Origin of the sequence: Haladaptatus paucihalophilus DX253, from assembly GCF_000376445.1 — an archaeon.
GTDB lineage: Archaea > Halobacteriota > Halobacteria > Halobacteriales > Haladaptataceae > Haladaptatus > Haladaptatus paucihalophilus.
The window spans coordinates 29,133-55,058 of record NZ_AQXI01000001.1 but is presented as its reverse complement, the minus strand read 5'-3'; the positions used below and the strand labels follow the sequence as shown (position 1 = coordinate 55,058).

General features: G+C 63.5%; 26 protein-coding genes. 6 read left to right on the top strand and 20 right to left on the bottom strand.

All coding sequences use genetic code 11. From position 1 onward, the window contains the following. Window positions 1-125 precede the first annotated feature (125 nt). The 15 genes from B208_RS0100320 to B208_RS0100250 form a co-directional block, all read right to left on the bottom strand. A complete protein-coding gene (locus B208_RS0100320; protein WP_007978302.1) occupies window positions 126-1,607 on the bottom strand; it encodes a DHH family phosphoesterase in 1,482 nt (493 codons plus the stop codon). 250 nt (window positions 1,608-1,857) lie between these two features. Beyond that, window positions 1,858-3,348, bottom strand: coding sequence for an NADH-quinone oxidoreductase subunit N (locus B208_RS0100315; protein WP_007978301.1), 1,491 nt, complete (start codon window positions 3,346-3,348; stop codon window positions 1,858-1,860). After that, entirely contained in the window at window positions 3,348-4,901 is a 1,554-nt protein-coding gene (locus B208_RS0100310) for a complex I subunit 4 family protein (protein ID WP_007978299.1), read from the bottom strand. Before B208_RS0100310 ends, B208_RS0100315 begins: the two co-directional genes overlap by 1 nt. Continuing rightward, window positions 4,902-6,929: an NADH-quinone oxidoreductase subunit L gene (gene nuoL / locus B208_RS0100305; RefSeq protein WP_018128642.1), complete on the bottom strand. Its 2,028-nt coding sequence runs from the start codon at window positions 6,927-6,929 to the stop codon at window positions 4,902-4,904. 2 nt (window positions 6,930-6,931) lie between these two features. Then, window positions 6,932-7,234, bottom strand: coding sequence for an NADH-quinone oxidoreductase subunit NuoK (nuoK, locus tag B208_RS0100300; RefSeq protein WP_007978296.1), 303 nt, complete (start codon window positions 7,232-7,234; stop codon window positions 6,932-6,934). Beyond that, complete coding sequence (locus B208_RS0100295; protein ID WP_026177673.1) at window positions 7,234-7,605, bottom strand: NADH-quinone oxidoreductase subunit J; 372 nt, start codon at window positions 7,603-7,605, stop codon at window positions 7,234-7,236. Before B208_RS0100295 ends, nuoK begins: the two co-directional genes overlap by 1 nt. Beyond that, window positions 7,602-7,868, bottom strand: coding sequence for an NADH-quinone oxidoreductase subunit J (locus B208_RS0100290; RefSeq protein WP_007978292.1), 267 nt, complete (start codon window positions 7,866-7,868; stop codon window positions 7,602-7,604). The genes B208_RS0100295 and B208_RS0100290 overlap by 4 nt, the downstream gene beginning before the upstream one ends. A gap of 56 nt (window positions 7,869-7,924) precedes the next feature. Beyond that, a complete protein-coding gene (locus B208_RS0100285; RefSeq protein ID WP_007978289.1) occupies window positions 7,925-8,386 on the bottom strand; it encodes a NuoI/complex I 23 kDa subunit family protein in 462 nt (153 codons plus the stop codon). Further along, window positions 8,383-9,477: a complex I subunit 1/NuoH family protein gene (locus B208_RS0100280; protein ID WP_007978287.1), complete on the bottom strand. Its 1,095-nt coding sequence runs from the start codon at window positions 9,475-9,477 to the stop codon at window positions 8,383-8,385. Before B208_RS0100280 ends, B208_RS0100285 begins: the two co-directional genes overlap by 4 nt. Then, complete coding sequence (locus B208_RS0100275) at window positions 9,474-11,129, bottom strand: NADH-quinone oxidoreductase subunit D (RefSeq protein ID WP_007978285.1); 1,656 nt, start codon at window positions 11,127-11,129, stop codon at window positions 9,474-9,476. Before B208_RS0100275 ends, B208_RS0100280 begins: the two co-directional genes overlap by 4 nt. Then, on the bottom strand, window positions 11,126-11,830 hold the full coding sequence (locus tag B208_RS0100270) for an NADH-quinone oxidoreductase subunit B (protein ID WP_026177672.1): 705 nt from the start codon (window positions 11,828-11,830) through the stop codon (window positions 11,126-11,128). The genes B208_RS0100275 and B208_RS0100270 overlap by 4 nt, the downstream gene beginning before the upstream one ends. Next, the gene (locus tag B208_RS0100265; RefSeq protein ID WP_007978281.1) at window positions 11,827-12,234 is read right to left on the bottom strand and encodes an NADH-quinone oxidoreductase subunit A; all 408 of its coding nucleotides are present in this window, start codon (window positions 12,232-12,234) and stop codon (window positions 11,827-11,829) included. Before B208_RS0100265 ends, B208_RS0100270 begins: the two co-directional genes overlap by 4 nt. A 188-nt stretch (window positions 12,235-12,422) precedes the next feature. Continuing rightward, window positions 12,423-13,043, bottom strand: coding sequence for a 5-(carboxyamino)imidazole ribonucleotide mutase (gene purE / locus B208_RS0100260; protein ID WP_007978279.1), 621 nt, complete (start codon window positions 13,041-13,043; stop codon window positions 12,423-12,425). Beyond that, on the bottom strand, window positions 13,040-14,206 hold the full coding sequence (locus tag B208_RS0100255; RefSeq protein ID WP_007978276.1) for a 5-(carboxyamino)imidazole ribonucleotide synthase: 1,167 nt from the start codon (window positions 14,204-14,206) through the stop codon (window positions 13,040-13,042). Before B208_RS0100255 ends, purE begins: the two co-directional genes overlap by 4 nt. A gap of 87 nt (window positions 14,207-14,293) precedes the next feature. Continuing rightward, on the bottom strand, window positions 14,294-16,045 hold the full coding sequence (locus tag B208_RS0100250; protein ID WP_007978274.1) for a flippase activity-associated protein Agl23: 1,752 nt from the start codon (window positions 16,043-16,045) through the stop codon (window positions 14,294-14,296). An 81-nt stretch (window positions 16,046-16,126) separates the two neighbouring features. Here B208_RS0100250 and ribH point away from each other — a divergent pair, with 81 nt between their 5' ends. Both ribH and B208_RS0100240 read left to right on the top strand, forming a co-directional pair. Next, window positions 16,127-16,531 (top strand): 6,7-dimethyl-8-ribityllumazine synthase, encoded by a 405-nt coding sequence (gene ribH, locus B208_RS0100245; RefSeq protein ID WP_007978272.1) that lies wholly within the window; start codon window positions 16,127-16,129, stop codon window positions 16,529-16,531. Further along, window positions 16,531-17,673, top strand: coding sequence for a pyridoxal phosphate-dependent aminotransferase (locus tag B208_RS0100240; RefSeq protein ID WP_007978270.1), 1,143 nt, complete (start codon window positions 16,531-16,533; stop codon window positions 17,671-17,673). Before ribH ends, B208_RS0100240 begins: the two co-directional genes overlap by 1 nt. A 145-nt stretch (window positions 17,674-17,818) precedes the next feature. Here B208_RS0100240 and B208_RS0100235 read toward each other — a convergent pair whose 3' ends face one another. Next, the gene (locus B208_RS0100235) at window positions 17,819-19,012 is read right to left on the bottom strand and encodes a threonine synthase (protein ID WP_007978268.1); all 1,194 of its coding nucleotides are present in this window, start codon (window positions 19,010-19,012) and stop codon (window positions 17,819-17,821) included. Window positions 19,013-19,089: 77 nt separating this feature from the next. On the opposite strand from B208_RS0100235, the gene B208_RS0100230 reads away from it, so the two are divergent. After that, entirely contained in the window at window positions 19,090-19,719 is a 630-nt protein-coding gene (locus B208_RS0100230) for an NUDIX domain-containing protein (RefSeq protein WP_007978266.1), read from the top strand. Window positions 19,720-19,788: 69 nt separating this feature from the next. Next, the gene (locus B208_RS0100225; protein ID WP_007978264.1) at window positions 19,789-21,048 is read left to right on the top strand and encodes an NAD(P)/FAD-dependent oxidoreductase; all 1,260 of its coding nucleotides are present in this window, start codon (window positions 19,789-19,791) and stop codon (window positions 21,046-21,048) included. 59 nt (window positions 21,049-21,107) lie between these two features. Here B208_RS0100225 and B208_RS0100220 read toward each other — a convergent pair whose 3' ends face one another. Together B208_RS0100220 and artA are read right to left on the bottom strand one after the other, a co-directional pair. Then, window positions 21,108-21,794 carry a metallophosphoesterase gene (locus B208_RS0100220; RefSeq protein WP_018128639.1) on the bottom strand — a complete coding sequence of 229 codons (687 nt, stop codon included), beginning with the start codon at window positions 21,792-21,794 and terminating at the stop codon, window positions 21,108-21,110. Beyond that, window positions 21,781-22,722: an archaeosortase A gene (gene artA, locus B208_RS0100215; protein WP_007978260.1), complete on the bottom strand. Its 942-nt coding sequence runs from the start codon at window positions 22,720-22,722 to the stop codon at window positions 21,781-21,783. Before artA ends, B208_RS0100220 begins: the two co-directional genes overlap by 14 nt. Before the next feature lie 260 nt (window positions 22,723-22,982). On the opposite strand from artA, the gene B208_RS0100210 reads away from it, so the two are divergent. Beyond that, window positions 22,983-23,765 carry a DUF7839 domain-containing protein gene (locus B208_RS0100210; RefSeq protein WP_007978258.1) on the top strand — a complete coding sequence of 261 codons (783 nt, stop codon included), beginning with the start codon at window positions 22,983-22,985 and terminating at the stop codon, window positions 23,763-23,765. 26 nt (window positions 23,766-23,791) lie between these two features. On the opposite strand, the gene B208_RS0100205 is transcribed toward B208_RS0100210, so the two are convergent. After that, entirely contained in the window at window positions 23,792-24,358 is a 567-nt protein-coding gene (locus B208_RS0100205; RefSeq protein ID WP_007978256.1) for a J domain-containing protein, read from the bottom strand. A gap of 258 nt (window positions 24,359-24,616) precedes the next feature. Here B208_RS0100205 and B208_RS0100200 point away from each other — a divergent pair, with 258 nt between their 5' ends. Then, the gene (locus B208_RS0100200) at window positions 24,617-25,144 is read left to right on the top strand and encodes a DUF7344 domain-containing protein (protein ID WP_007978253.1); all 528 of its coding nucleotides are present in this window, start codon (window positions 24,617-24,619) and stop codon (window positions 25,142-25,144) included. Window positions 25,145-25,165: 21 nt separating this feature from the next. Here the strand turns inward: B208_RS0100200 and B208_RS0100195 are convergent, their stop codons facing one another. Then, complete coding sequence (locus tag B208_RS0100195; RefSeq protein ID WP_007978252.1) at window positions 25,166-25,924, bottom strand: proteasome assembly chaperone family protein; 759 nt, start codon at window positions 25,922-25,924, stop codon at window positions 25,166-25,168. Window positions 25,925-25,926: the final 2 nt, after the last annotated feature.

Genomic DNA, 25,926 nt, shown 5'->3' with positions numbered 1-25,926 from the left:
TGCCCTCGGTTCCGCCGTCGGAAGCGATGCGAACGCGAGACGGTGACTTGCGGCCCGCTTCTTCCTCGGCCTCGTCCATGTAGAGTATCGATGCCCCGGTGAGGGAAAAACTTCCCGACCGCCCGTCACTCGTCGTCCGCGAGTTGAATGTCGAACGCTGCGACTCGCTCGCGGTCCGAATCGAAATCGTCGGGTCCCGGACGGGAGCGGACCGTCTCGAAGAACCGGTCGGTGATGATATCGCCCACGATGGTCGAGAGGGACTCCTCCTCGTCGTCCTCGACCTCACCGAGCAGGCCCAACGGAATCTGTGCGCCCGCCATGTCGGCGTGGCCGCCCGCGCTGCCTATCTGCCCGAACGCCGCCCGCATGGTTTCCCCGAGGTCGACGTCGGTGCCGCGTGCGCGCGCGGAAACATACACGGTTCCGTCCATGAAGCCGAACACGAGCGTGACCGTCACGCCGTCCATGTTGAGCAATCGATCCGCCGCCTGCGCGAGCGCATCGCGGTCGGACAGCGACCCAACACAGCTCGCCAGCACCGTCCCGTCGAGTTCGCGGTTCCGAATCGCCCGGGAGATAGTCTCGAACGTATCGGCGCTGATGGAGGGCGTCTCGACGCGGTCCAAGGTGCTCGTATCGGCGTGCGGGAGCAAAAACGACGCCGCCTCGAAGTCGGCGACGGACACCTCGCGGGTGAAGTCCTTCGTATCGACGCGAATGCCGTACAGTAATCCGGTCGCGACCCGCTCGTCGGGGGAGATGCCGAGCTGTTCCAAGTGGTCCGCGAGCAGCGAACTCGTCGCCCCGACGCCGCTTCGAAGGTCGACGAATCGCGCTTCGACGGGGTGGTTCGGTGGGTGGTGGTCGATGACGACATCGACGGGAATCTCCTCCGGCAGTTGGTCGTTGACGCCCGGACTGGAGTGGTCGACCAGCGCGAGTCCGGCGAACTCCGATATGTCGGCACCGACTTCGAGGTTCCTGAGATCCAAATCGAGCAAGTTGACGAACGCGCGATTCTCCTGATGCGAAATCGCCCCGAAATAGCACGCCTCGGCCTCCGTCCCGACCGATTCGGCCATCCCTTCCAGTGCGACCGCGCTGGCGATGGCGTCCGGGTCGGGGTTGTCGTGCATGAAAATACCGAGCTTGCCGTCGATGTCGCGGAGGGTTCGTTGCAGTTCGTGCGTACGAAACGCGGTATCCCCGTCCGTCAGCGGAAGCAGGTGGTCGACGAGCGCCGCGCCGGGGTCGATGAACTCGTCCGCCAGTTCGTCGAGGTCCGCCCGCATCTCCGTCGATGGGCCGTCACCGGCGTAGACGACGAGATAGGCGTCGGGATGGACGTCGCGCAACGCACGTGCGGCCTGTCGGTTTTGCTCCGGGTCGTCCCCGAAGACGAAGGCGAGGTCGACGGCTGGTCTCTGTGCGACTACCTCCGTGTCCGTCGGGTCGCCGCGGGTCGCCGAAACGCCCTCCGTCCGGAGCGTTTCGACTCTACTTTCGCTCTCGTCGACGACGACGAGGCTTCCGGACCAGTCGGCCACCGATTCAACGATGGCATGCCCGACGGAACCACAGCCGAGCATGAGCCGCGAAACCATCTTACCCCCGATTCATAGTCGGACACCTAAAACTTGTTGGGAATCCGTTTACAGCGTCGAGCTGCAAAAATCGGACGAAAGACGCACTTTACGCGGCGATTCGATCGGCGAAAACGTGTCCGAACGGCATCGATATCACCCGGGTCGTTTTGTACGATACGGATGGCTCACGATTTGTACGATACGGGCGACTCACGACCGAAATCGTCGAATCGAAAAAGGCGGAAAACGCGAACGGAAATCGTGCGGTTCAGGCGAACAGCGTGGCGGCGGCGTTGTACGCCGTGTCCGCCACCGGCCCGAACGCGAACAGCAATGCGACCGTCACGACTGCGGCGGCGACGACCGCAACGTAGAGGCCCGTCGGCGTGCTTCGAATCGTGAAGTCGCCCTCCGGGTCCTCGATCCACATCGCTTTCACGACGCGGCTGTAGTAGAACAGCGACAGCGCGCTGTTTATCGCACCGACCGCGGCGAGCCACCAGAATCCGGCACCGACCGCGGCACCGAACAGGATGTACTTGCTCATGAATCCTGCACCGATCGGGAGACCGGCGAGGTTGAACAGGAACACGGTCATGGCGAGACAGGCGATGGGTGCCTTCTCCGCCAGTCCGTTGTAATCCTCGAACGTCCGACCGACGCCCCAGTACTCGACCAGCGCGATGAACAGGAACGCACCCGTGTTCATGAAGCCGTAGACGAGCAGGTGGAGCATCGCACCGCTCAGCACGCCGCTGTTGTTACCGCCGTAGAGAGCGGCCAGTCCGATGAGCACGTAGCCCGCGTGTCCGATCGAGGAGTACGCGAGCATCCGTTTCACCTTGTCCTGCGTGGCGGCTGCGAAGTTCCCGAGCGTCATCGTGACGACTGCGAGAATCTGGAAGACCAGCACCCAGTCGATGGTTCCCGAAACCAGTGCGAACGGGAACGCCGTGACGAACACGCGGAAGGCGACTGCGAACCCGGCGGCCTTCGAAGCCGACGAGAGGAAGCCCGAAATCGGCGCTGGTGCGCCTTCGTACGCTTCCGGTGCCCAGAAGTGGAACGGGACGGAGGCCGTCTTGAACGCGAAGCCAGCGACCACCATCAGCACGCCGACGCCGAGCACGCCGCCCAGCCCGCTGAACCCTTGGCCGAGCGTGGTGGCGATGAGGTCCAGCTGCAGGTGTCCGGTGACACCGTACACGAGGCTGATACCGTAGGCGAAGATGGCCGACGAGAGCGCACCGATGAGGAAGTACTTGAGTCCCGCCTCGACGCTTCCGCGGTTCTTCTTCAGCATCGCGACCAGCGCGTAGGACGGGAGGCTGGCCAGTTCCAGGCTGATGAACACCGTGGCGAGGCTGTTCGAGCTCGCCATCAGCGTCATTCCGGTCGCCGCGAGGACGACCAGCGTGTAGTACTCCGCCTGATAGGAATTACCCTTCAGGTAATCGTAGCTGGCGATGCTCACCAGCGCGGTGACGCTGGCGAAGATGAGCACGAAGAACAGGCTCATCGTGTCGACGACCATCGCGTTCCCGTACAGCGGAATCGGGTTCTCGCCCGTTCCGGAGGTGATGAACCACGCCGCGAGACCGCCTGCAACGACCGCACCGAGCGTCGAGATACCCGCGAGAATCGGGTTGTCCCGCGTGTGCGGGTAGATGCTGTCCACAACCAGCAACAGCAGCGCCGTCAGGCCGAGGACGATGGCGGGCGCGAGTGCGGCCCAGTCGGGCCACGCGAATGCCGCCATCAGGCACCACCTCCGGCGAGGAGCGCCATTTCACCCACGGCATCCTGAATCATGTGGTAGAAGATGTTCGGTTGAACACCCAGCAGGATGACCAGCAGGATGAGGACCACGAGGGGCGCGACGTCGTGGAACGACGCGCGGCCGACCTCGTAGTCGGTTTCGAGCCGGAACGGCCCGAACAGCGTTCTCTGCATGGCGAACAGCAGGTAGCCAGCCACGATGACGATGCCGAACATCGCCGCTCCCGTGAACAGCGCGAGTCCATTGGTTCCCGCTACTGTCCCTGCAAGCACGGTCGAGTGGAAGGCCCCGACGAAGATGAAGAACTCCGCCGCGAAGCCAGCCATCAGTGGCAAGCCCATGTAGCCGAACGCGCCCGCGACGAACACCGCGACCGTAATCGGCATCTTGTCCGCCAGCCCGGACATGTCCGAGACCATCCGGGTGTGCGTCGTGTTGTAGATGACGCCGACCGCCATGAACATCAGTCCCGAGATGAGACCGTGGGCGACCATCTGGAAGGTCGCACCGCCGACGCCGTACATGTTGAACGCGACGAGTCCGAGGATGACGTACCCCATCGAGGACACCGAGGAGTACGCCACGATACGCTTCAGGTCGGACTGTGCCAACGCGAGGAGCGCACCGTAGATGACGCTCACGACCGCCACGAGGGCGATGATGAACGCGTAATCCTTCGCCACGCCGGGAAGCATGGTGAAGTTGAATCGGAGCAGCGCGTAGGTACCCATCTTCAGCATGACGCCCGCCAGCATGATGGACACCGGCGTCGGTGCCTCGACGTGGGCGTCCGGCAGCCACGTGTGGAACGGGACAATCGGGACCTTGACGCCGAATCCGATGAACATCGCGAAGAACGCGAGCGCTTTCAGCGTGCCCGCGCCGATGCCACCGAGGCTTCCCAACTGCCCGTCGTTCAACGCTTGCGCGATGACGGGCATATCGAGCGATGTGATGGAATCGCCCAGTCCGAAGACGAGGGCGATGAACCCGATGAACATCAGCAGCGAGGCGACGTTGGTGTACACGAAGAACTTGATCGCCGCGTACTTGCGCCGCGGGCCGCCCCAGATGCCGATGAGGAAGTACATCGGAACCAGCACCATCTCCCAGAAGATGAACCAGATGAAGAAGTCGAGCGCCGAGAAGACGCCGAGGAGGCTCATCTCCATGAAGAGCATCAGACCGAAGAACTGGCTCTGTCGGGACTGAATCGGCGTCCACGCCGCCAGAATCGCAAGGGGCGTGAGCACCGCCGTCAACACCAACAACGGCATGCTGATGCCGTCGAGGCCGACGTGCCAGTTCAGCGCGTAGGGGCCGAACGTGACCCACTTGAACGTCTCTTCGAAGGCGAGCTTCCCGCCCAACAGGGCGTTCCCGCTGCCGTTGAAGTCACTGTACATCCAGATGCTCCCGGCCGCGGGGAGCAGGCTCAGCACGAACGCGAGTTTCCCTGCGATTTTGTCCGGCGCAAGGAACACCGCGAACGCGCTCACCAAGGTTACCGCGAGAAGTGCTTCGACTATCATCTAGAACCAACCTCCCGTGAAGCCGAAGACGAGAAGCAGGACGACGAACGAGAGCACCAACATGAGCGCGTAGTTCGTCACGATGCCGCTCTGAATCCGCTTCACTCGGCTGCCGCCGAACAGACTCACGCTGGAGACGCCGTTGACCACGCCGTCGATGACGCCTTGGTCGAACTTGTCCGCCGCGCGCGAGACGGGGAGCGTGACGCCGGTTGCGAGCCAGACCTGATACTCGTCTTGGTAGTAGTTGTTGAACAGGAGCGTCTTCACGCTGCCCAACTTGTCGGTGTGCTCGACGGGTTGCGGGACGTTGTAGAGCACCCACGCCAGTCCGAGACCGGCGAGTGCGAACGCGAGCGAGATGCCGCTCGAAACGAGTCCCGAGAACTCCGCCGGATCGCCGTAGGCGAACCGGTTGATGAGTTCCTCGTAGTGGTGAGCACCGGTCGCGCCGACCGGTCCGTTGAGCCACGTGTGGAGGAACTCGATGTGGGCACCCGTCAGCTCCGCCACCGGCGTCATGTTGACGAGACCGATGACGGTGGCGAGGATACCGAGAACGACGAGCGGGAACTTCACGTTCCAGCGCACGCCGTGCGGGCTCCGCGCGGTGTCGCTCCGGGGTTCACCGTGGAAGGTCAGGAAGACCATCCGGAAGGTGTAGAATCCGGTGAAGAACACCGCGATGAGACCCATCGCGTACGCTCCGAGGAGGAGCGGGTTGCCGCCGAGACCGTGGACGAGCGCCTCGTAGAGCACTTCGTCTTTCGACCAGAACCCAGCGAACGGGACGATTCCCGCGAGCGCGAGCGACCCGGCGAGGAACGTCCAGTAGGTCACGGGCATGCGCTTTTTCAGGCCGCCCATGTCCCACATGTTCTCGTTGTGGTGCATGGCGATGATGACCGACCCCGCTCCGAGGAACAGGAGCGCCTTGAAGAAGGCGTGAGTCATCAGGTGGAAGGTCGCCGCGACGTAGCCACCCGACCCCAGCGCGAGCATCATGTACCCGTACTGGGAGATGGTAGAGTACGCGAGCACCTGTTTGATTTCGCGTTTGACGACGCCCATCGTCGCCGCGAACAGCGCCGTGAAGCCGCCGATGAACGCGATGATGGCGAGCACCTGCGGGAGCAGGGCGTAGAAGCCGTACATGCGCGCGACGAGGTAGACACCCGCCGCGACCATGGTCGCCGCGTGAATCAGCGCGGAAACGGGCGTCGGGCCTTCCATCGCGTCGGGAAGCCACGTGTGGAGCGGGAACTGCGCCGATTTCCCGACCACGCCGCCCAACACGAGCAGGCCGACGATGTTGAACCACATCTTCGGGTCGAGACCGAAGAGGGTCGTCACCTCTCCGCCCTCGCCCGCAATTGCCTGCTCGGCCATGTGCACGAACGAGTGGTCGCCCGTGAACTGCGCCGTGCCGAAGGTGGCGAACACCGCCACCACGCCGATGAGGAAGAAGTAGTCACCGAAGCGGGTGACGAGGAACGCCTTCTTCGCTGCGCTCGGTGGGCCGGGTTCGCGGAACCAGAACCCGATGAGCAGGTACGAACACAGCCCGACGAGTTCGAAGAACATGAACGCCATCAGCAGGTTGTCCGCGAAGACGAACGCGAGCATGCTGAAGGTGAACAGGCCGAGACCGGCGTAGTAGCGCGGGAGACCGGTTTCGCCCTCGTCGTTCATGTAGCCGAGACTGAAGATGTGCACGAGACACGCGACCAGCGAGACGATGACGAGCATCATCGCCGACAGCGGGTCGAGGAAGATGCCGAAGTGCAGGTTGAAGGTGTCGAGTCCTTCGACCCACACGATGGTCTCGTGGTAGGATTCGCCACCCGACACCGTGAGGAAGACCCACAGCGACAGGAGGAGCGACCCGGCCGTCGCGGCGATGCCCGGAATCGCGCCACCCTTGGGTAGCATCTTGCGGGCGTACTCGCCGCCGAACAGTGCGATCAGGAACGATACGAACGGCAAGAGTGCGATTACCGGTGCCAGTTGGAATGCTGTTGCCGCCATTGTTACCACCTCATAGTCGTCGCTTGGGTCACGTCCACGTCGTTGAAGTTACGATACAGCACGAGGATGATACCGATTCCCACTGCGACTTCCGCGGCGGCGAGCGCCAGCGTGAACAGGCTGAACGTCTGCCCGGTCAGATTGCCGTGATAGCTGGAGAACGCGACGAGGTTGATGTTCGCCGCGTTCAGCATCAGCTCGACGCTGATGAGGAACATCAGCGCGTTCTTCCGGGTCAGGATTCCGAACAGCCCCGAACAGAACACGGCGGCGGAGAGCAACAGGTAGTATTCGACTGGTACCATTACTCCTCGTCACCTCCCGCGTTTCGACCGCCGTCCGCCATGACCGCCGACGGCGTTCCGCTCTCGCTGTCTTCACCGTCGTCACGGCTGGCGAGCATCACTGCACCCACCAGCGCCGCGACGAGCACGAGGTCGATAATCTCGAACGCGACGAGGAATCCCTCGCTCTGGACGAGAGCGTCACCGCCGACGTTTCCGATGTTGAACATCGCGTAGCCGATGCTCGCCGTGATGTTGGCTCCGGCTCCGAAGCCACCTGCGTCGCCGAACGACGCGCCGAGGAACACCACAGCGAGGATGGCGAACAGCGCCACCGCGACGACGCCGGGAAGCATCGTGCTTGGGTCACGCATTCGTGGCCGTGATGTCATGCGTTAGTCACCTCCTCTGTACTTGAACGACGTGTGAGCATGACGGCGAACGTTATCAGGATGAGAACCCCGCCCACGTAGACGAGGATCTGCATCGCCGCAACGAATTCCGCCTGTAACATGACGTAATGGGCGGCGAAGCTCAGCAACGAAGCGCCGAGCAACAACGCCGAATGCCACACGTCCCGCACCAGGACGGCGCCCACGCTACTCGCCACCGTCAGGATGGCGAACAACGCGAACGCGATCATTTCATATGCCATTTCAGTCACCTTTGGGTTTGGGTAAACGCCCTTTTAAGATTTCGAGACGGGCGTGATTACTGGTAATCGACTGCTCCTTCGCCCTCTCCTATCCACGCGCTACGGTCCGGTTCGCGCGATTCGAGTGGGTCGATGTCTTTGTACCAGGGGACGTTCTTCAACTGTTCTTTGTTGTACACCAAGTCGTCCTTCGTGTCACCCGTGAACTCGAAGTTCTGGGTGAGCAGAATGGCGTCGACCGGGCACACTTCCTCACAGAGTCGGCAGTAGATACACTGGCCGACGTGGAGGTTGTACTGTTCGCCGTTGCGCTGGTCGTCCTGAACGATCTGAATCGTGTCGTTCGGACAGACGTTCTCGCACTGGCGACACCAGATGCAGCGCTCTTGGCTGAACTTGTGAATCCCACGGAAGCGTGGGCTTACTTCGGGTGCGACGTCCGGGTATTCGACCGTGAACGTCGTCCCGCCCAGTGCGTGTTTCATCGTCGTTGCCATCGATTTGAGTAGTCCGATCATAGCACCACCCCCACGATGATGGCCGTGAGAACCAGGTTGGCGAACGAGAGCACGAGCATGCCCTTCCAACCGATTTCGATGAGTTGGTCGATGCGCACGCGCGGAAGCGCCGAACGCGCCCACTGCGTGAACAGGAACACCGCCCAGATCTTCACGGTGAACCAGACGAATCCGATGGAGCCCGAAGCGGGACCGGACGGACCGCCGAGGAACAGCGTGGCGATGATCGCACCGCCGAGGAAGATGTGGATGAACTCGCCGAGGTAGAACAGCACGAAGTACACGCTGGAGTACTCCGTCTGGTATCCGGCGACGATTTCGGTGGGTGCCTCGGGGGTGTCGAACGGGTTCCGCCCGACTTCCGCGAGGTTCGCCGCGAGGAACAGCACGAACGCGAACGGGTTCACGAACGCGTACCACGACGGAATCGCGATGCCGCCGATGGTGATGAGCGTCTCCTGCTGTTGGGCGACGATTTGGCTCATCTGGAGCGTCCCCGTGAAGAGGACGACGGACGCCGCCGTCACGACGAGCGGAATCTCGTACGCGATGTTCTGTGCCACCGCGCGAAGGCCACCGAGAAGCGAGTATTTGTTGTTCGACGCGTAGCCACCCATCGTCAGTCCGAGCGTAGCGATGGAGGCGACGGCGAACACGTACGCCAGCCCCGTCTCGGGGTCAGCGAGTTGCAGATTGATGCCGAAAAGGGAACCCATCGGAATGACCGCAAAACCGAGCAGCGCCGAACCCGCCATGACGACGGGCGCGAGGTCGAATGCCGGACGGTCCGCACCTTCCGGGATGATGAGTTCTTTCGACAGCAGCCGCACCGCGTCGGCCACGATGATGAACAGGCCGAACGGCCCGACACGATTGACCGCGATACGATCGGTGAACGCGGCGGTGATTTTCCGTTTCGCCCACGGACCCGCGAACGCCGTCATCGTCAGCATGATGGTGCCGATGACGGCCGCCGCGATGAGCGCCGAGAGCAGCTCTATCGGCGCGCCGGGGTTGTTGCCGCCCAGCGCACGCGCTATCTGTTCGGGGAGAAGGACCGTTCCCGTCCCCTGCAGCGGAACGGGATTCATCGGTCGACCTCCCCGAGAATCACGTCGAGGCTGCCGAGCGTGGCGACGAGGTCGGGGATGTACTCCCCGTTGGACATCTCACCGAGCGCGGAGAGGTTGCAGAAACACGGACTTCGAATCTTGAATCGGCCGGGTTTGTCCGTCCCGTCCGAGCGGATGTAGATGCCGAGTTCTCCTTTCGCGCCCTCGACCGCGCGGTACGTTTCCGTGTCCGCGTCCGGTTTGAGGGTCCGGGGGACGTTCGACTGAATTTCGCGTTCGTCCTCCGGCCAGTCTTCGAGCAGGTCGACACACTGGTCGATGATCTTCGCCGACTCCTCGACTTCGCGCATCCGAACGAGGAGGCGCGCGTAGTTGTCACAGCCGTCCTCGGTCACGACGTCCCAATCGAGTTGGTCGTAGTAGCCGTAGGGGTCGTCGCGGCGCAGGTCGTAGTCGATGCCCGATGCGCGAGCGACGGGACCGGTGACGCCGTACTGTTTGGCGACCTCGGGTTCGAGAACGCCGGTTCCGATGGTCCGAATCTGGAACAGCTCGTTGCTCGTGATGAGGTCGTGGTACTCCTCCAGCGTCGGCGGGAGGTCGTCGAGGAAGTCCCGAATCTTGTCGAAGAAGTCCTGACGCGGTTCCGGGATGTCCCAGACGACGCCGCCGAGGCGGAAGTAGTTGAACATCATGCGCTGGCCGGTCAGGTCCTCCAGGATGTTCTGGACGATTTCGCGGTCGCGCATCGCGTACATGAAGATAGCAGTGAAGTCGCCGTAGATGTCGAGACAGAACGTCCCCAGCGCCAGCATGTGCGATGCGATACGGCAGAGTTCGGCACCCATCGTCCGAATTATCTGCGCGTACTCGGGCACGTCGAGGTCGTTCAAATCTTCGGCCACGCGCGCGTAGGCCCACTCGTTGAGCAGCCCGGCGGACGCGTAGTCCCAGCGGTCGGGGTACGGCATGATCTGGTGCCGGTAGGTCCCGTTCTGGGCCATCTGCTCCTCACAGCGGTGGAGGTAGCCGATGTCCGGGTCGACGTCGGCGACTTGTTCGCCGTCGAGCGTCGTCTTCAGGTGCAACACACCGTGGGTTGCCGGGTGGTGCGGCCCGATGTTCAGGAACATCGTGTCCGAATCCGCGTCGTAGTGGTCGTCCTGAATCGGGTTCTTGTGCTCCTCGAACGAGACGATTTGTGGCCGGTCTTGGTCGTAGTTCTGCGCCAGGGGGTGGCCCTGCCACGTCTCGGGGAGGAGGATACGACGAAGGTCCGGATGACCGTCGTAGTCGATGCCCACGAGGTCGTAGGCCTCCCGCTCGTGCCAGTCGGCGGATCGATAGACGGGTTCCGCGGTCTGGCTCGCGGGCGCATCGGTCGGCGTCGGAACGACGACGCTCACCTCTTGGGTCGGGTCGGCGTACTTCTTCAGGTGGTAGACGCTCTCGTAGCGGTCCTCGTAGTCCTGTGCCGTGACCATCGAGAGGTGGTCGAATCCGGCCTCGTCGCGCAGGATTGTCAGTGCGTCCTGCACTTCGTCGGGTCGAACGACGAATCCCGGCGCGTTGAGATGTTCCTCGCGGCCGATAACGTGGTCACCGAGCAACGCGGCGAGCTGGTCGCCGTCGAGTTCCTGCGCTGCCGGTACTTCTCGTTGCGAACTCATGGTGAATCAGCCCAGTTGTAGCGCATGACGAGCGAGTCCTCGTCGATTCTGTCGGCGAGCGTGTCTACCAGTTCGTCCTGTTCCAGGTCCCCGAACTGTTCGAGTTCGTAGGGCTTGACCGTCACCGGACTGGTCTCGCCGTTGGCGACGCGCTCTTGGAGCTTGACGACGCCGTAGACGAGTGCCTCGGGGCGCGGCGGGCATCCGGGGACGTGAATGTCGATGGGGATGACCTCTTCTGCGCCCTTGATGACGTTGTATCCTTCTTGGAACGGGCCGCCGCTGATGGCACACGACCCCATGTTCACGACGAACTTGGGTTCGGGCATCTGGTCGTAGACGCGCTTCATCCGCGGCGCGAACTTCGAGACGACCGTCCCGGGGACGATCATCACGTCGGCCTGCCGCGGCGACGCACGCGGGACGCCGGACCCGAAGCGGTCCAAGTCGTGTTTCACCGCGTAGGTGTGCATCATCTCGATACTGCAGCACGCGATACCGAACTGCAGCATGAACATCGACGACCCCCGCACCCAGTTCATGAACTTGTCGAACTTCGTGAGGATGAACGGCGACGCGCCGAAGGCCTCACGGAGTTTCGAGTTAAAGCGGTCATCGACACCCTCGCCCATCCGAGCCTCGCGGGTCTTCGTCTGGGGGGCTGTACTACCGTGTATGTATTCCCGTGGTTCGTTGCTCATTGTTCCATACTCCGTTGCGTTCCGCGGGGGCTACGAACCCACCGCACCGCTCCGTTGCGCCAGGCCCACGCGAGCCCGACGACGAGAACCGCGATGAAAACCAACATCGGGACGAGCACCGTCGCAAGGCTGACGCCGCTGTCGATAGCGTTGCGATAGATGACGGTCCAAGGGAAGATGAGGACCGTCTCGATGTCGAAGACGACGAACAGCAGCGCAACCATGTAGTATTGGATGTTGAACCGAATGCGCGTCGTCCCGGTTGGAATTTCACCGCTCTCGTAGGTGGCGGATTTTCCCTGTTCAGGCACGCTCGGTCTGAGGAGACTCGACACAGCCATCATACTGAATGGTATGGCGAGGCCCACCAGCACTAGCGCGCCAATGGCTACCCATGGATTCATTACCGGTTTTCTCCTAGCAGGCGGTGTTTTGTGAGCGCACCCCTATAAGCGTTGATTCTTGAGATTCTGGCCGGACAGCGCCGCTCCCGCCCGCATTCCGGCAACTGACGCTTTCTATTCAGTAACGCACCCTTTCTTACCGACGAAAGGTATGTACTGAACGATGGTATATGCGGAAAAGATACCCGTTATTCGCCGTCGCGGAACGACGGCGTGCCCTCCTCGTGCAGGCGGCGAGATACCGCACCGACGTCCATCTGTAACTCGTCGTGGTAGGTAACCAGTCGTTTCCGAAGGTCGTCGTGTTCACGCGCGAGGATTTGCACCGCGGAAAGCGCCGCGTTGAACGATTTGCCCGCGTCCACCGCGACGATGGGCGCGCCGGTCGGCATGCCGATAACCGACGAGACGGATTTTTCCTGGACGGGAACGCCGACCACGGGAAGCGGGTACGCGAGCGAGGCCGTCATGTTGGGGAGGTCGGCGGACTTCCCGCCCGCCCCGGCGATGATGACGTCCAATCCGCGTGCTTCGGCCGTCTTCGCGTAACTGTACATCAACTCGGGGGTTCGGTGGGCCGAGACGACGTAGGTTTCGAACGTGAACCGCGATTCGGGCGGGTTCTCGACGTCCGTCACTTCCTCGAAACCGAGTTCGGTGAGCGCGTCGTAGGCGCCCGACATCACGTCCAAGTCGGAGTCGCTCCCCATGATGATGCCGACTTCGGGCGTCTCCTCCGTCGGTCGGTCGCGGTTCGCCTCGGCTTCGAACTGTTCGATGAGCGTCGTAACTGATTCTGCGGTGGTCATTGGAACGTGAGTGAGTCGGTGAGTTCGCGCGCCTCTTCGAGCAGGTCGGTGAGCGTCGATTCGTCGTCCGCATCGAGGTCGTCGCCGACGAGCGTGACGTGTCCCATCTTCCGGAGCGGGCGGACTTGGCGTTTGCCGTACCAGTGGAACGCCGCGCCGTCGCTCGAGAGGACTCCCTCGACCCCGGAGAGGGCGGCGGTTTCGGGTTCGTCGACGTCGCCGAGGATGTTCGAACTCACGACCGGACCGCGGAGGTCCGTCGCGCCAAGCGGATACCCGAGGACGCCGCGGGCGTGCTGTTCGAACTGCGAGGTCAGCGCGCCTTCGATGGTGTAGTGACCGGAGTTGTGCGGTCGGGGTGCGATTTCGTTGACCGAAATATCCCCGTCTTCCCCTTCAAATAGCTCGATTCCGTACGTCCCTCTCCCGGAGAGTGCCGAAAGAACCTCGCGGGCGACGTCCTCGGCGCGCTCCCGAACCTCGTCGGAGGTCCGCGCGGGAACGACCGTCTGCCGAAGGATTTCCTCCTCGTGGACGTTCTCCCCGACGGGGAACGTCGCCACCTCGTCGTCGCCCTTGACGGCGATGACCGAGAGTTCGCGCTCGAAGGGGACGAACTCCTCGACCATCAACTCGCCCGAGACTTGCGAGAGCGCGTTGTCCACGTCGTCCTCGTCCTCGACGGGGACGTTTCCGCGCCCGTCGTAGCCGCCGCGCCGCGCTTTCAGCATCATCGGGTAGCCGAACTCCTCGCCCGCTTCGAGGAGGTCCTCGCGGGAATCGACGGGGCGGAAGTCGGGGACCGGAATTCCGCGGTCCTGCAGTGCGCGCTTCTGGACGAGTTTGTCCTGAATGGTTCGAAGCGTGGCCGGGTCGGGGTGGACCGGAACGTCGTACTCCTCGCCGACCGCTTCGAGCACGTCGGGGTCGGCGAGTTCGATTTCGAAGGTCAGCGCGTCGCTTCGCTCCGCCAGTTCTCGAATCGCCTCCTCGTCGTCGAAGTCGCCGACGATTTGGTCCCGAGCGACCAACGACGCGGGACAGTCCGGCGTCGGGTCGAGGACGACCAGTTCGACGCCGAGCGGCGATGCCGCCTCCGCGAGCATCCGACCGAGTTGCCCGCCGCCGACGACGCCGAGGGTGAGCGGTGATGCCGTAACCATGTCGTCCGAAGGCTATCCCTGTGGGTGCATAAGATTTGCCAACTCGGACGGGAAATGAGCACGAACGTGTATCGGTTCGCGGATGGATTACGCGGCCCGGTTCGCTTCCCGAAGCGCGCTTTCCTTGATATAAATCGTCGTCGGCGCGCCCCAGAGCGTGAGTTCGTGGTCGTAGACGCGATAGCCGTCGAGGTACTTCTCGACGTCCTCCTTGCGCGACGCTCGCGTGATGACGACCGGCGGTTGGCGGGTTTGGAGGGATTCGTTGTCCAGCGTGCTGTCCACGTTCGCGTCCACCATCTCGGTGTACCACGGGAGCGGGAGGCGGTTGTACCAGCCGCCATTGTTGCGATAGTCGGTATTTCCGTCCTCGTTCGGGACGTAGAAAACGTACGAACTGTCCTCGTTCAGATAGCCGTAGTACAACACGTCGGTTCCTTCCCGGTTCGCCTGCGAGACACGCTGTACCTTCTCCATCGTCGGCTTGATTCCGTCAGCGGGTTGACCCCACTGCACGATGTCGTTGTGGTGTTGGCCGCCGAACAGTCCCGGCGCGTTCGCGTCCTGCGGGTGGAGATACACCACCGTTATCGCCGGGAACGCGACCTGCACGACGAGGAAGAGCGCGATGACGCCCGCGGCGGCGGTCGAGAACGTGTCGTCGTCCTCGTACGCCTCCCGACCCCAGTGGTAGATGATGCTCGCGCCGACCGCCGCGGGAATCATCAGCGGGACGATGGCGTGGACGGTCACCCATCCGGCCTGAATGTCAGTCACGAGCGGGTAGCCGAGGACGCTCACAGCGCCCCAGTAGAACGCGAACGAAACGAGGTCGCGCGGACGGTCATCGACGTACCGCGCCGCGAGGAAGCCCAGAACCGCGAGGACGACCACCACGAACGCGCCCTGTTCCAGGACGGCGATGAAGTGCTCGAGATACGGGAGGTAGGCGTGGCCCTGACTCTTGACCCACTGGCCGGTGAACTCGTTCCACGACCCGACCGTCGCTTCCGAAATCACCGCGCCGAACATACTCGGGTTGGAGACGGCTTTCCACAGTCCGGGACCGCTGGTGCCGTTCGTCCGCGGGGCGTAGAAGTAGACGATGACGACGAAGAACTCCACCACACACAGGGCGATGTGGGGGGCGAATCGGAGGAGGCCCCGCCCCGTTTCGGTGACGGTATCGACGAACGTCCCCGTCCATTCTCGGTCGTAGTTCCGCGCGAGGAACAACCGATGGTCGAACAACAGGACGGCCGCGCCGAGCCACGAGGCGACGTAGAGCAGGGCGTTTTCCTTCGTCGTGAAGCCGAGCGCCAACGCCAGCGTTCCGGCGTACAGGTACCTCGCCTTCCCCGTCGCCTGCGCACGGAGGTAGAAGCCGAGCGCGAACACCATGAACGCCGCGAGAAGCATGTCGTACCGCATGACCCGAGAGTAGTAGAGCGCGACCGGATTGACCGCGAGCAGGAGCGCGAAGGCGACCAGTTCGGAGTCGCGGAGGTGGTCGCGGTACAACCACGCCGCGAGGGGGAGCAGGCCGGTGACGAGCGCGACGGGCAGCCGCGCCATGAAGTCGCTCGCGCCGAACAGTTCGAAGAGGACGCTGTTCACTTGCGGGAAGAACGGGCCGTGGATGTCGGCGTGGTAGTGCCAGATGCCGGTTTTCTGATACCTGAGAATCCAGTAGCCGACGCGAGCTTCGTCCCAATGGGCGAACCGGTCTCCGAGGGCGAACAGTCGGAGCACCAGCGCGACAACCGTGACCGCACAGATGGAAGCGAAACCCCGATTTCGGGCCGTCCACCCGGAAAGCGGGTGTTCGCTCGAACTCATTGTTTTCCCTCAAGACGCAGGGGGGATACAAGCCTTGCGGAGAGCGGTAGTTCTTTTAGCCGTGCTGGCTTCCCGCCACACATGGTAACGCTCGGACTCGTCGTCGCGGAGTTCAACGCGCCGATAACGGAGCAGATGGAGGAGTCGGCGCGCGAGGCTGCCGCCGAGCGAGGTGCAGAAATCGTCGAAACGCTACACGTCCCCGGCGCGTACGATTCGCCGCTCGCGGCGGACCGACTCGCCCGCCGGGACGACATCGACGGGGTTGCGGTCCTCGGTGCCGTCATCACCGGCGACACCGACCACGACCACGTTATCACGACCGCAACGACGCAGAAACTCACCGACGTCAGCCTGAACCGGGACACGCCGGTCGCACTCGGCATCACCGGCCCCGGCATGTCCGCGGCGGAGGCCCGAGAGCGTACCGACTACGGTGCACGGGCGGTCGAAGGTGCACTCGACTTAGTGGAGGAACTACAATAATGGACTTTTCCGACAGGATTCAACGTGTCGAACCGAGCGCGACGCTCGCTATCAGCAGCCTCGCGTCGGAACTGGAAGCCGACGGCGTAGACGTCATCGACCTGAGCGTCGGGGAACCGGACTTCCCGACCCCGGCGAACGTCGTTGACGCCGCCGAAACAGCGATGGAGGAAGGTCACACGGGCTACCCGCCGTCCAAGGGCGTCCCCGAACTCCGCGAGGCTATCGCGGCGAAACTGCAGGACGACGGTCTGCCGTACGAGGCGGATAACGTCATCGTCACGCCCGGCGCGAAGCAGGCGCTCTACGAGACGGTACAGACGGTCGTGGACGACGGGGACGAGGTCGTCCTCCTCGACCCCGCGTGGGTGTCCTACGAGGCGATGGTGAAACTCGCGGGCGGCGACCTGAACCGCGTGGACCTCGCGCCGCACGACTTCAAACTCGAACCCGCTCTCGACGACCTCTCTGCGGCCGTCTCGGACGACACCGAACTGCTCATCGTCAACTCGCCGTCGAACCCGACCGGCGCGGTCTACTCCGACGCCGCACTGGAAGGCGTCCGCGACTTGGCGGTCGAACACGACATCACGGTCATCAGCGACGAGATTTACGAGCGGATCACCTACGGCGCGGAGTGCACCAGCCTCGCCACGCTCGACGGAATGTACGAGCGCACCATCACGGTCAACGGCTTCTCGAAAGCCTACTCGATGACCGGCTGGCGGCTCGGCTACCTCGCCGCCCCGGAGGAACTCGTCTCGCAAGCGGCGAAACTCCACTCGCACTCCGTCTCGTCGGCGACGAACTTCGTCCAACGCGCGGGCGTCGAAGCCCTCCGGAACACCGAGGACGACGTGAGCGAGATGGTCGAGGCGTTCCACGAGCGCCGCGACCGCCTCGTCGCCCTGTTGAAACAGCACGGCGTGGACGCCGGAACGCCGGACGGTGCGTTCTATCTGATGATTCCCGTGGCCGAAGACGACCAGCAGTGGTGCGAGGACGCGCTGGAGCAGGCGCACGTCGCTACCGTTCCGGGCAGCGCATTCGGCGCGCCCGGCTACGCTCGCGTCTCCTACGCGGCGAACTTGGAGCGAATCGAGGAAGCGGTCGAGCGGTTGGTCGAGAGCGACCTGCTCTGAAGGGGTCGGAATAGGATTCGAGGAACGTTTCCGTCCTAAGAACCACGCGGTCATTCTCTGTTATTTCTTTCGACATCCGGGCCGTGCTGTCCCCGGCTTCTGATATAAATCTACGGTCGAAAATGGCGACGATGTGAGTTCCGCCTCAGATTCCCATGCCCATCAGGTGACTGCGGAGCACGTCGTCGTCCTTGTTGCCCTCGCCGGTGTTGAGGATGACGACGGTGTCGTCCTCGCCGAACTCTCCCTGCTGGGCGAGTTCCCACGCCCCGCTCGCGGCGGCGGCGCATGTCGCGCCCATCTCCAGGCCCTCCTTCTGTGCAACCGCGACCGCCGAATCGAGGATGTCCTCGTCGCTGGTCGCCACCGCGCCGCCGTCGCTCTCGCGGAGCGCGTCGAGGATGAGCGGGCTCGCGCCGGGGTCGGGAATCTCGATGCCGCCGCAGATGGTGTCCGGCGTTTCCCACGCCTCGTGAACGTCCTTTCCTTCGTCCCACGCCTTCACGATGGGCGCACACCCGGTCGCTTGGGCGGCGTACATCGACGGGAGGTCGTCGGTCAGTCCCAAGTCGCGGAACTCCGTTGCGGCCTTGTGCATTCCGACGAGACCGACGCCGCCGCCGGTCGGGTAGACGATGGCGTCCGGGACCTCCCAGTCCATCTGTTCGGCGATTTCGTAGAACATCGTCTTCTTTCCCTCGTGGCGATAGGGCGTGACGAACGTCTTGACGGAGTACCAGTCGTCTTCCTCCTCCATCGCGTCGGCGTAGGCCGCTCCCGCGTCGCCGATGCGCCCCTCGACGACGGTCATGTCGCCGCCGTGGACGTTAACCATCGCCTTGTTCGTGAACCCGGCGCGCGTCGGGAGGAAGACGTGCGATTCGAGGTCGGCGCGGGCGGCGTACGCCGCGGCGGATTGCCCGGCGTTTCCGGCCGAAGCGAGCGCGATGTCCGTCGCGCCGTGTTGGGCCGCCGCGGTCACGGCCATCGTCTGACCGCGGTCCTTGAACGTCCCCGTCGGGTTGCGCCCCTCGTCCTTGAACAGGACGCGCCCGACGCCCATCTCCTCGGCGAGGTTCGGACACTCGACGAGCGGCGTGGCTCCCTCGTCCATCGTCACCGCCGACTCGCGGGTGAACGGTAGCAGTTCCGCGTACTTCCACATCGTCTCGAACGGGCGGGATTCGAGGTCCGCACGCGACACGTCGATTTCGTCGTAGTCGTAGTCCGGGTCGAGGATGCCGCCGCAGTCGGGACAGCGGTGTGTCCCCTCGTCGGCGTCGAACGTCTCCCCGCAGTCTACGCACGTCAGTCCGATGAATGCGTCCGTCGTCTCCATGCCCGAAGGTGGGAAGGCGGACCACTAAGCCCTGTTCATCCCCCGTCCCTTTTGCCCCTGCACCGCAACTGTCGGATATGAAACCGGAAGCCGTCCGGTCCGTGCTCGCCGACCGCGCCGAAACCCGCCGCGAAGCCCTTTCGGAACGGTGGGGCGACGCTCCACACCGGGTTCGTCCCGTCACCGGCGTCGCGGAGTACGACTTCCCGGCGACGCCGGACGAGATATTTCCGTGGGTCGCGGTCTGTTTCGTCGTCGAGGACGGACGCGTTTTGTTGGTACAGGACTCCGGCCACTCGTCGGTGTGGGAACCGCCGGGAGGGAAAGGCGAGGTGCGTAGCACCTCGAAGAAAGTGAACGGTGAATACCGTGAGCAGGGCGAAGCGCTCCGCGCTTCGGAAAAAGCGAGCGGCGGACGCCGCGAACCCGTCGAATCGGTCGCCGAAACCGCCGAGCGGGAAACCCGCGAGGAGACCGGCATCGAGTGCGACGTCACCGACCTGCTGTTCACCGAAACGCTCCGGTTCGACTACGGGAACGGCGTCCACGTGCCGGTGTTGCAGGCCGGATTCGTCGCCCGTCGGGTCGGCGGGGCGATTCGACCAACTGCGGCGGCCATCGAGAACGTGTCGTGGTACCCGTGTTCCGACCTCCCGGACGGAACGCAGTTCGCCGCGGAAATCGAATCGCTGCGGACGTCACGGTAGGGGCCCTCGGTTCGGCTCCCTAACCAGGTCGGCCGAGAGACGTTTATTACGGACGACCGACCATCCTCCATGACCACTGTCATCGTCGCCGGGGCGGGTCTCGCGGGACTCGTCGCCGCCCGACATCTCGCTCGGTTAGGACTCGACGTACAGGTGTTCGAACGCGGGCCGGACGTCGGCGGTCGAGTGCGGACGCGATACGAAAACGGATTCGTCCTCGACCGCGGATTTCAGGTGCTCTTTACGGCCTATCCCGCCGCGCGGCGGGAACTCGACTACGGCGACCTCGATTTGCGGTACTTCGCACCCGGCGCGGTGCTCGCCCGTCCCGGTCGTCGGTCGGTACTGGCGGACCCGATTCGTGACCCGGGCGCGCTGTTCGGGTCGGCGACGAACCGGGAGGTCCGCTTCCGCGACAAACTCCGAACCCTTCGACTTCGACGGGAGCTGGCCCGCAAGCCGACGCGCGAGATTTTTTCGGGCGAGGATCAGTCCATCGAGGAGTACCTCCGCGCACGGGGTTTTTCCGACTCCTTCCGCGAGAACTTCGCCGGGCCGTTCTACGGCGGCATCACCCTCGACAGGTCGCTTGCGACCTCGAAGAAGGTGTTCGAATTCACGTTCAAGATGCTCTCGACGGGTAAAATCGCCGTTCCCGCCGACGGCATGGGTGCGATTTCCAACCAATTGGCCGAGTCGGCGCGGCTCGCTGGCGCGACGATTCACCTCGGAGAGGGAGTGTCGGCGGTCGAATCGACGGACGACGAGGTGAGCGTCGAGGTCGGCGGCGAAACCGTCACCGCCGACGCGGCCATCGTCGCCACCGACCCGAAATCCGCCCGCGAACTGACGGGTGTCGAGTCGATTCCGACCGACGCACGCGGCTGTGTCACCCAGTATTTCGCCCACGACGAACCGCTCCCCGGCGGGAACAGAATCGTGCTCAACGTCGGGGACGACGCGCCGAACGAAATCGTGCCGTTGTCGGTCGTCGCACCCGAGTTCGCACCCGACGACTGGGAGCTGTTCTCTGCGACGTTTCTCGGGACGCCCGCGGAGTCGGACGACGAACTCGCGGGGAAGGTCCGGAAGACGCTCCGGCAGTGGTTCCCCGACCGGCAGTTCCCGAACCTCGAACGCCTGCACACGGACCGCATCGAGTTCGCGCAGTTCGCCCAGCCGCCGGGAGTGTTCGACGGTCTCCCCGGCAACCGAACCGGCGACGAATCGGTGTATCTCGCCGGGGACTACACGGAGGCCTCGTCGCTCAACGCCGCGATGGAGAGCGGGCGAAAGGCCGCGCTGGCCGTGTACGACGATATGCGATAACGCGCCACCGCGAAGGTATCGGCGGCGACGGCAGATCACAGGCTACAGCCACCCACCGACTACAACAGCTTCCGAAACTCTCCGAGCGGCGGGAAGCGATAGGTCTCGTCGGCGTCCTCGTCGCGGACGATGGGACGGAGCGGGTCCGTGCCGGCGACGAGCGGAGACTGGAAACCGGATCCGCGAACGTCGTTTACCACCAGTCCGCTGGCGAGGCGGGTGAACGCGGGGAGGACGAGGACGTCCGAATCGCGGTACGTTTCCGATCCCGAGAGGTAGCACGGTCGGCGCTTTCCCTCGATTTCGATCGCCGGATGGTCGTGTCCCGCGACGTACCGCGGTGCCTCCCCGTCGGGTTCCTCGTGGCCGTGACAGACCAGCGTGTCGTCCGCGAGTCGGTACTCGTCGTTCGGGGACGCGAGTTCGTCCAGCCGCGTATCGTGGTTTCCGCGCACGGCGACGAGGGTCGCGCCCGCGCCCGCCTCGAGCGCTTCGAGGTCCGCGAACGTCTCGGAGACGCCGTTCGGCAGTCGGTCGAACGCGTGGAGAACGTCTCCGGCGAGAACGACTTCGGCGGGTGAAAATCGATCGAGGAGGGCGTCGAATCGCGCCGTCAAATCGGTCCGTTCGCCGAGCGGCAGCGAGACGTTCGATGCCGAGTCCCGGCCGATGTGGAGGTCGGCGAGGACGAGCGCGTCGGCGTCCGCGAGGTAGGCCGCTCGGTCCGCGAACTCAACGGCCGCCATCGGCCCGGATGCTCCGGTGAAGGTCGTACTCTCGCCCGGAGACGAGGTAGATGACGTCCTCGATGACCGTCAGCAGTTCCGGGAGGTCGCGGACGACCAACCAGAGGATGAAGACGAGCGCGACGACGGCGAGCAGTTGGCTGAGCACCCTGTCCGCGATGAAAAACGAGACCATCCGAGGGTCGGTGTAACCCGTGATCGTGGTGACGGGACCGACGAAGAACTGGAACCACTGGTTGCCGAACGCCACCGCGATGAAGACGTTGCGGACGACGTTCAACACCCAAATGATGACGATGGCGAGCGTGAATCCGCGGAGCTTTCGTCGGAGGGGTGCCCGGACGGCGGCGATGAGGCCGCCGAAGATGCTCATGCTGCCGATACCCGTGCAGGCGAGGACGAGGTAGGTGTAGTACTCGTGACCCGTGCTGTCGGTGAAGATGAAGGCGCTGTGGTAGCCGTTTTCCTTCGCAATGGTGAACGCGGGGTCGTATCCGAGCAGTTGGATGACGGCGTTGGTCTGGACGCTCACCAGTTCGACGAGCCACTCGCGGAGCGGTTCGACCGTCAGGAAGGGGACGTAGATGAGCCCCATCGCGGCGACGCCGCGGGACAGGACGAACAGCGAATCCCGTCCCGAGTAGAGCTGATACCCCGCGTAGACGCACAGAGGGACCGCGACGAGGCTGAGGGTCCCCTCGATGAAACTCCGCATCTCGAACGCGAAACGGGGAAAGAGGACGCCCCAGAACACCCCGAACAGAACCCACGCGCCCGCGCCGACGGTCCGCGCCAGCTCGCGGTCGTATCGTTCGAGCGCGGCGGTGGCGACGAAGGCGGCGATGACGACCCAAACGAGGTAGTCGGGGAAGGTCGTTGTCAGCCACGGGAGCGGGCCGGGGAGGGCGGCGGGGACGACTCCAATCACGATTCGTCCGTTGTTCTCAGAAAATATAGAGTTGACGCTCTCCGAATCCGCCGTCCGCGGGGACGTACCACCCGGCGAGTGGACGGTTCCGCCATCCGTCGTCGAATGGACGATTCCACCATCCGTCGTCGAATGGACGATTCCACCATCCGTCGTCGAATGGACGATTCCGCCATCCGTTACCGTTCGTGCGTCTCACGGAACGCGGTTTTCACTCGCCGACCGCTGGTATTTTTATCGTCCCGCCCGAGGATTCGGGTATGGCCGACGTGTTGGAGGACAAACGAACCGCAACCCGGTTTCGCATCCTCGCCGAAATCGCTGACCGACAACCGGCGGTGAGCCAAGGCGAGATCGCCGATGCCGTCGGCGTGACGAGTCAGGCCGTCAGCGAGTACACCCGCGGCCTCGTGGAGGACGGACTCGTGGAGAAGGAAGGTCGCTCACGCTATCGGGTGACGAAGGAGGGCGTCGATTGGCTCCTCCAGTCCGCGACGGACGTTCGCCGGTTCGCGGACCACGTGACCGACGACATCCTCGGCAACGTCGGAGAGGACGCGGCGATTGCTCGCACCGATATCGAAGCGGGGACGACCGTCTCGCTCTCGCTCGAAGACGGCCTGCTCCACGCGACGCCGAACGACGAGGGACCCGCGACGGGCATCGCCACGACTGACGCCGAATCGGGCGAGGACGTCGGCGTCACCGAGTTCGAGGGCATCATCGACCTCGAACCGGGACGGGTGACGGTGTATCAGGTGCCGCCGGTTCGCTCCGGCGGCAGTCGAACGGTGGACGGAGGGTCGCTCGCGGCCGCGTGTGAGGACGCTCCGGTGCTCGCCGCGACCGGCGTCGAAGCCGTCGTCGCCCTCCGATCCGCCGGTATCGAACCGGATACGACGTTCGCTCCGGGTGAAGTCGCTGCCGAGGCCGCCGAACGCGGCTTGAACGTCGTTATCGTCGCCACCGCCGACAGCGTGGGGCGCGTCACCGACGCCCTTCGAGACGTCGGCGTCGCCTACGAAGTGGCGAATCTGGATTGAGACAAAAGCGGTGGACGACGGGGGAATCAGGTGCAGTGATTTTTCGCGGTCGTGTACGCCTCCCGAACCCGTTGGAACTCCTCGCGCGAGCCGCCGTGGTCGGGATGCACGTCCTTTACCTTCTCCCGGTAGGCCGATTTGACCTCCGAGAGCGTCGCGCCCGAGGGGACGCCGAGGATGGCAAATGCGGCCTGTTTCGTGTCCACGTCCGCCTCCTGTTCCAAGGTCGGGGTTTCGAAGGGAAGTCGGTCACCGAGGTGGTGGCCCGGCATCTCGTGTTCGACGAGTACGGCGTACGTCGGCGACTTTTCGATGCGGAAGAAGGCTCGCGCGTCGAAGGTGATGGCGACGTCCCGCTCGGGAAGGTAAAACGCGACGTGTTGGCCCTCCACGAAGTGGTCCTCGGCGAAGTTCTCGTCGATGGCGCGGAGATACTGACGGATTTCGATCCGTCGCCGACCCTCCCCGAAGATGTAGGTGGCGTTCGTGGACTGGTGCGTCGGAAACAGCCGAACGCCGACGACGAAGATTCCGGCGATGACGACAGCGGCCGCTAGCGTGAGCCACAAGCCGAGGACCAGCCAGTCTGGCATGCTATGCGTGTAGGACTCGAACGGTAATCAAATCCTCGCCAAGTGAGACGCTCGGTGAGGCGTTCGTAGGGAAGAAACGGAGACTCCCCCCGGTGGAACGGTGTCCGCACCGATAGACCAATAACCGGACGAGGACAGCACATTGCGAAAAAAACATTCATGAAATAAATACTAGACGGGTGGCAAAGTTAATACCCTTGGTTATAATATATGTGCGTGTATCGGACCCAGAGATAATATCATGTTTGCCTCCAAGCCATGAAACTCACCGAACCGGAGACGAAAGGGGAACTCGACGAGAGTCAGATCCATAACGTCTTGCGGAACGAGCGACGGCGCGAAACGATTCGCTATCTCCGGGAGACAGGAGATTCACTGGCTGTCGATGACCTCGCCGAACACATCGCCACGCTGGAAACCGGCGAGTCACCGCCACCACGAAACGTCAGAAAGAGCGTCTACGTCTCGCTCCACCAGACGCACCTCCCGAAGCTCGATGACCTCGGTATCGTGGAGTACGACCAGCAGTCGAAGGAGCTAACGCTCGAAGACCAAGCGCGACAGGTCGAGGTGTATATGGAAGTCGTCCCCGAACACGACGTCTCCTGGGCGACCTACTATCTCGGCCTCGGTCTACTGGAGTTCGTCGTTTTGTTCGCGGCGAAACTCGACCTCTTCTCGATACGAATGCTCGACTTCGAGTTCTGGACGTGGTTCTTTCTCACGTTCTTCCTCGTTTCCGCAGTGTATCACATCTACAACGGACAGGAGCGCTCGCTATTTTAACCGGCGAAATCGGCGGTCCGCTTAGCCGATGTACCGGAGGTCGTCGTCGGACGCGATAGGAGCCTGTTGAGACTCCATCTCCTCGATTTTGTTGACGACCTCTTCCATCTCCTCCGCACGGTCTTCGAGCGAGCTGAAATCGACTTCGAAGTCGAGCATCGTCTGGAGGACTTCGAGCACCGCCTGTGCGCTCTTTGGGTCGACCAGATAGCCGCTCGTCTCGCCCATCAGGCACGTCGCTTCGAGACCGCGCCGTCCGCCGAGGCCGAGCAGGAGACCGCTCGTCCCGACGATGCCGCCCGCGGGTTCGTCCTCGCGGAACTCGACGCCCGCGTCTTCGAGTTCGTCCACGAAGTCCGTGGTCGCGGCCGCGCCGAGCACGGCGTACTCCTCGATGAGTTCGCCGGTCGGCACGCCGCCGAGCGCGAAGATTCGTTCGACGCCGAATTCGTCGGCGATGTCGAGAAACGCGTTCGTCAAGCGATAGTGGCCGACGGAATCCTGAGCTTGATAGTCGCCGGTGAGGACGAGGACGTCCTGTTCGTCGAGGGTCAGGGCGTAGAGTTCGATACAGACCAACGAGGCGGTACCGTCGTCACCGACGCCAACCTGTGGGGGGAGGTGTTCGGAGTACACCCGTCGAACGAGCTCGCTCTCTTTCTCTTCGAGTAGATGCTCGACGACGAGTTTGCCGACGTGACCGACGCCCGGCAGTCCTTCGATGAGGACGGGGGCTTCCAAATCGGGATTGGCGACGATTTCGATGTCGATTTCGTCCATGT

What these genes read in the sequence shown, in the direction of transcription:
- ribH (WP_007978272.1), top strand. Translation starts at nt 16,127, where the DNA reads ATGGTAACGCTCGGACTCGTCGTCGCGGAGTTCAACGCGCCGATAACG.
- B208_RS0100250 (WP_007978274.1), bottom strand. Translation starts at nt 16,045, where the DNA reads ATGAGTTCGAGCGAACACCCGCTTTCCGGGTGGACGGCCCGAAATCGG.
- B208_RS0100315 (WP_007978301.1), bottom strand. Translation starts at nt 3,348, where the DNA reads ATGGCGGCATTCGCGTGGCCCGACTGGGCCGCACTCGCGCCCGCCATC.
- B208_RS0100210 (WP_007978258.1), top strand. Translation starts at nt 22,983, where the DNA reads ATGGCCGACGTGTTGGAGGACAAACGAACCGCAACCCGGTTTCGCATC.
- B208_RS0100255 (WP_007978276.1), bottom strand. Translation starts at nt 14,206, where the DNA reads ATGGTTACGGCATCACCGCTCACCCTCGGCGTCGTCGGCGGCGGGCAA.
- B208_RS0100265 (WP_007978281.1), bottom strand. Translation starts at nt 12,234, where the DNA reads ATGAATCCATGGGTAGCCATTGGCGCGCTAGTGCTGGTGGGCCTCGCC.
- B208_RS0100285 (WP_007978289.1), bottom strand. Translation starts at nt 8,386, where the DNA reads ATGATCGGACTACTCAAATCGATGGCAACGACGATGAAACACGCACTG.
- B208_RS0100280 (WP_007978287.1), bottom strand. Translation starts at nt 9,477, where the DNA reads ATGAATCCCGTTCCGCTGCAGGGGACGGGAACGGTCCTTCTCCCCGAA.
- B208_RS0100195 (WP_007978252.1), bottom strand. Translation starts at nt 25,924, where the DNA reads ATGGACGAAATCGACATCGAAATCGTCGCCAATCCCGATTTGGAAGCC.
- B208_RS0100225 (WP_007978264.1), top strand. Translation starts at nt 19,789, where the DNA reads ATGACCACTGTCATCGTCGCCGGGGCGGGTCTCGCGGGACTCGTCGCC.
- B208_RS0100320 (WP_007978302.1), bottom strand. Translation starts at nt 1,607, where the DNA reads ATGGTTTCGCGGCTCATGCTCGGCTGTGGTTCCGTCGGGCATGCCATC.
- nuoK (WP_007978296.1), bottom strand. Translation starts at nt 7,234, where the DNA reads ATGGTACCAGTCGAATACTACCTGTTGCTCTCCGCCGCCGTGTTCTGT.
- B208_RS0100270 (WP_026177672.1), bottom strand. Translation starts at nt 11,830, where the DNA reads ATGAGCAACGAACCACGGGAATACATACACGGTAGTACAGCCCCCCAG.
- B208_RS0100230 (WP_007978266.1), top strand. Translation starts at nt 19,090, where the DNA reads ATGAAACCGGAAGCCGTCCGGTCCGTGCTCGCCGACCGCGCCGAAACC.
- B208_RS0100220 (WP_018128639.1), bottom strand. Translation starts at nt 21,794, where the DNA reads ATGGCGGCCGTTGAGTTCGCGGACCGAGCGGCCTACCTCGCGGACGCC.
- B208_RS0100200 (WP_007978253.1), top strand. Translation starts at nt 24,617, where the DNA reads ATGAAACTCACCGAACCGGAGACGAAAGGGGAACTCGACGAGAGTCAG.
- B208_RS0100205 (WP_007978256.1), bottom strand. Translation starts at nt 24,358, where the DNA reads ATGCCAGACTGGCTGGTCCTCGGCTTGTGGCTCACGCTAGCGGCCGCT.
- B208_RS0100310 (WP_007978299.1), bottom strand. Translation starts at nt 4,901, where the DNA reads ATGATAGTCGAAGCACTTCTCGCGGTAACCTTGGTGAGCGCGTTCGCG.
- B208_RS0100275 (WP_007978285.1), bottom strand. Translation starts at nt 11,129, where the DNA reads ATGAGTTCGCAACGAGAAGTACCGGCAGCGCAGGAACTCGACGGCGAC.
- B208_RS0100235 (WP_007978268.1), bottom strand. Translation starts at nt 19,012, where the DNA reads ATGGAGACGACGGACGCATTCATCGGACTGACGTGCGTAGACTGCGGG.
- B208_RS0100240 (WP_007978270.1), top strand. Translation starts at nt 16,531, where the DNA reads ATGGACTTTTCCGACAGGATTCAACGTGTCGAACCGAGCGCGACGCTC.
- purE (WP_007978279.1), bottom strand. Translation starts at nt 13,043, where the DNA reads ATGACCACCGCAGAATCAGTTACGACGCTCATCGAACAGTTCGAAGCC.
- nuoL (WP_018128642.1), bottom strand. Translation starts at nt 6,929, where the DNA reads ATGGCGGCAACAGCATTCCAACTGGCACCGGTAATCGCACTCTTGCCG.
- B208_RS0100295 (WP_026177673.1), bottom strand. Translation starts at nt 7,605, where the DNA reads ATGACATCACGGCCACGAATGCGTGACCCAAGCACGATGCTTCCCGGC.
- B208_RS0100290 (WP_007978292.1), bottom strand. Translation starts at nt 7,868, where the DNA reads ATGGCATATGAAATGATCGCGTTCGCGTTGTTCGCCATCCTGACGGTG.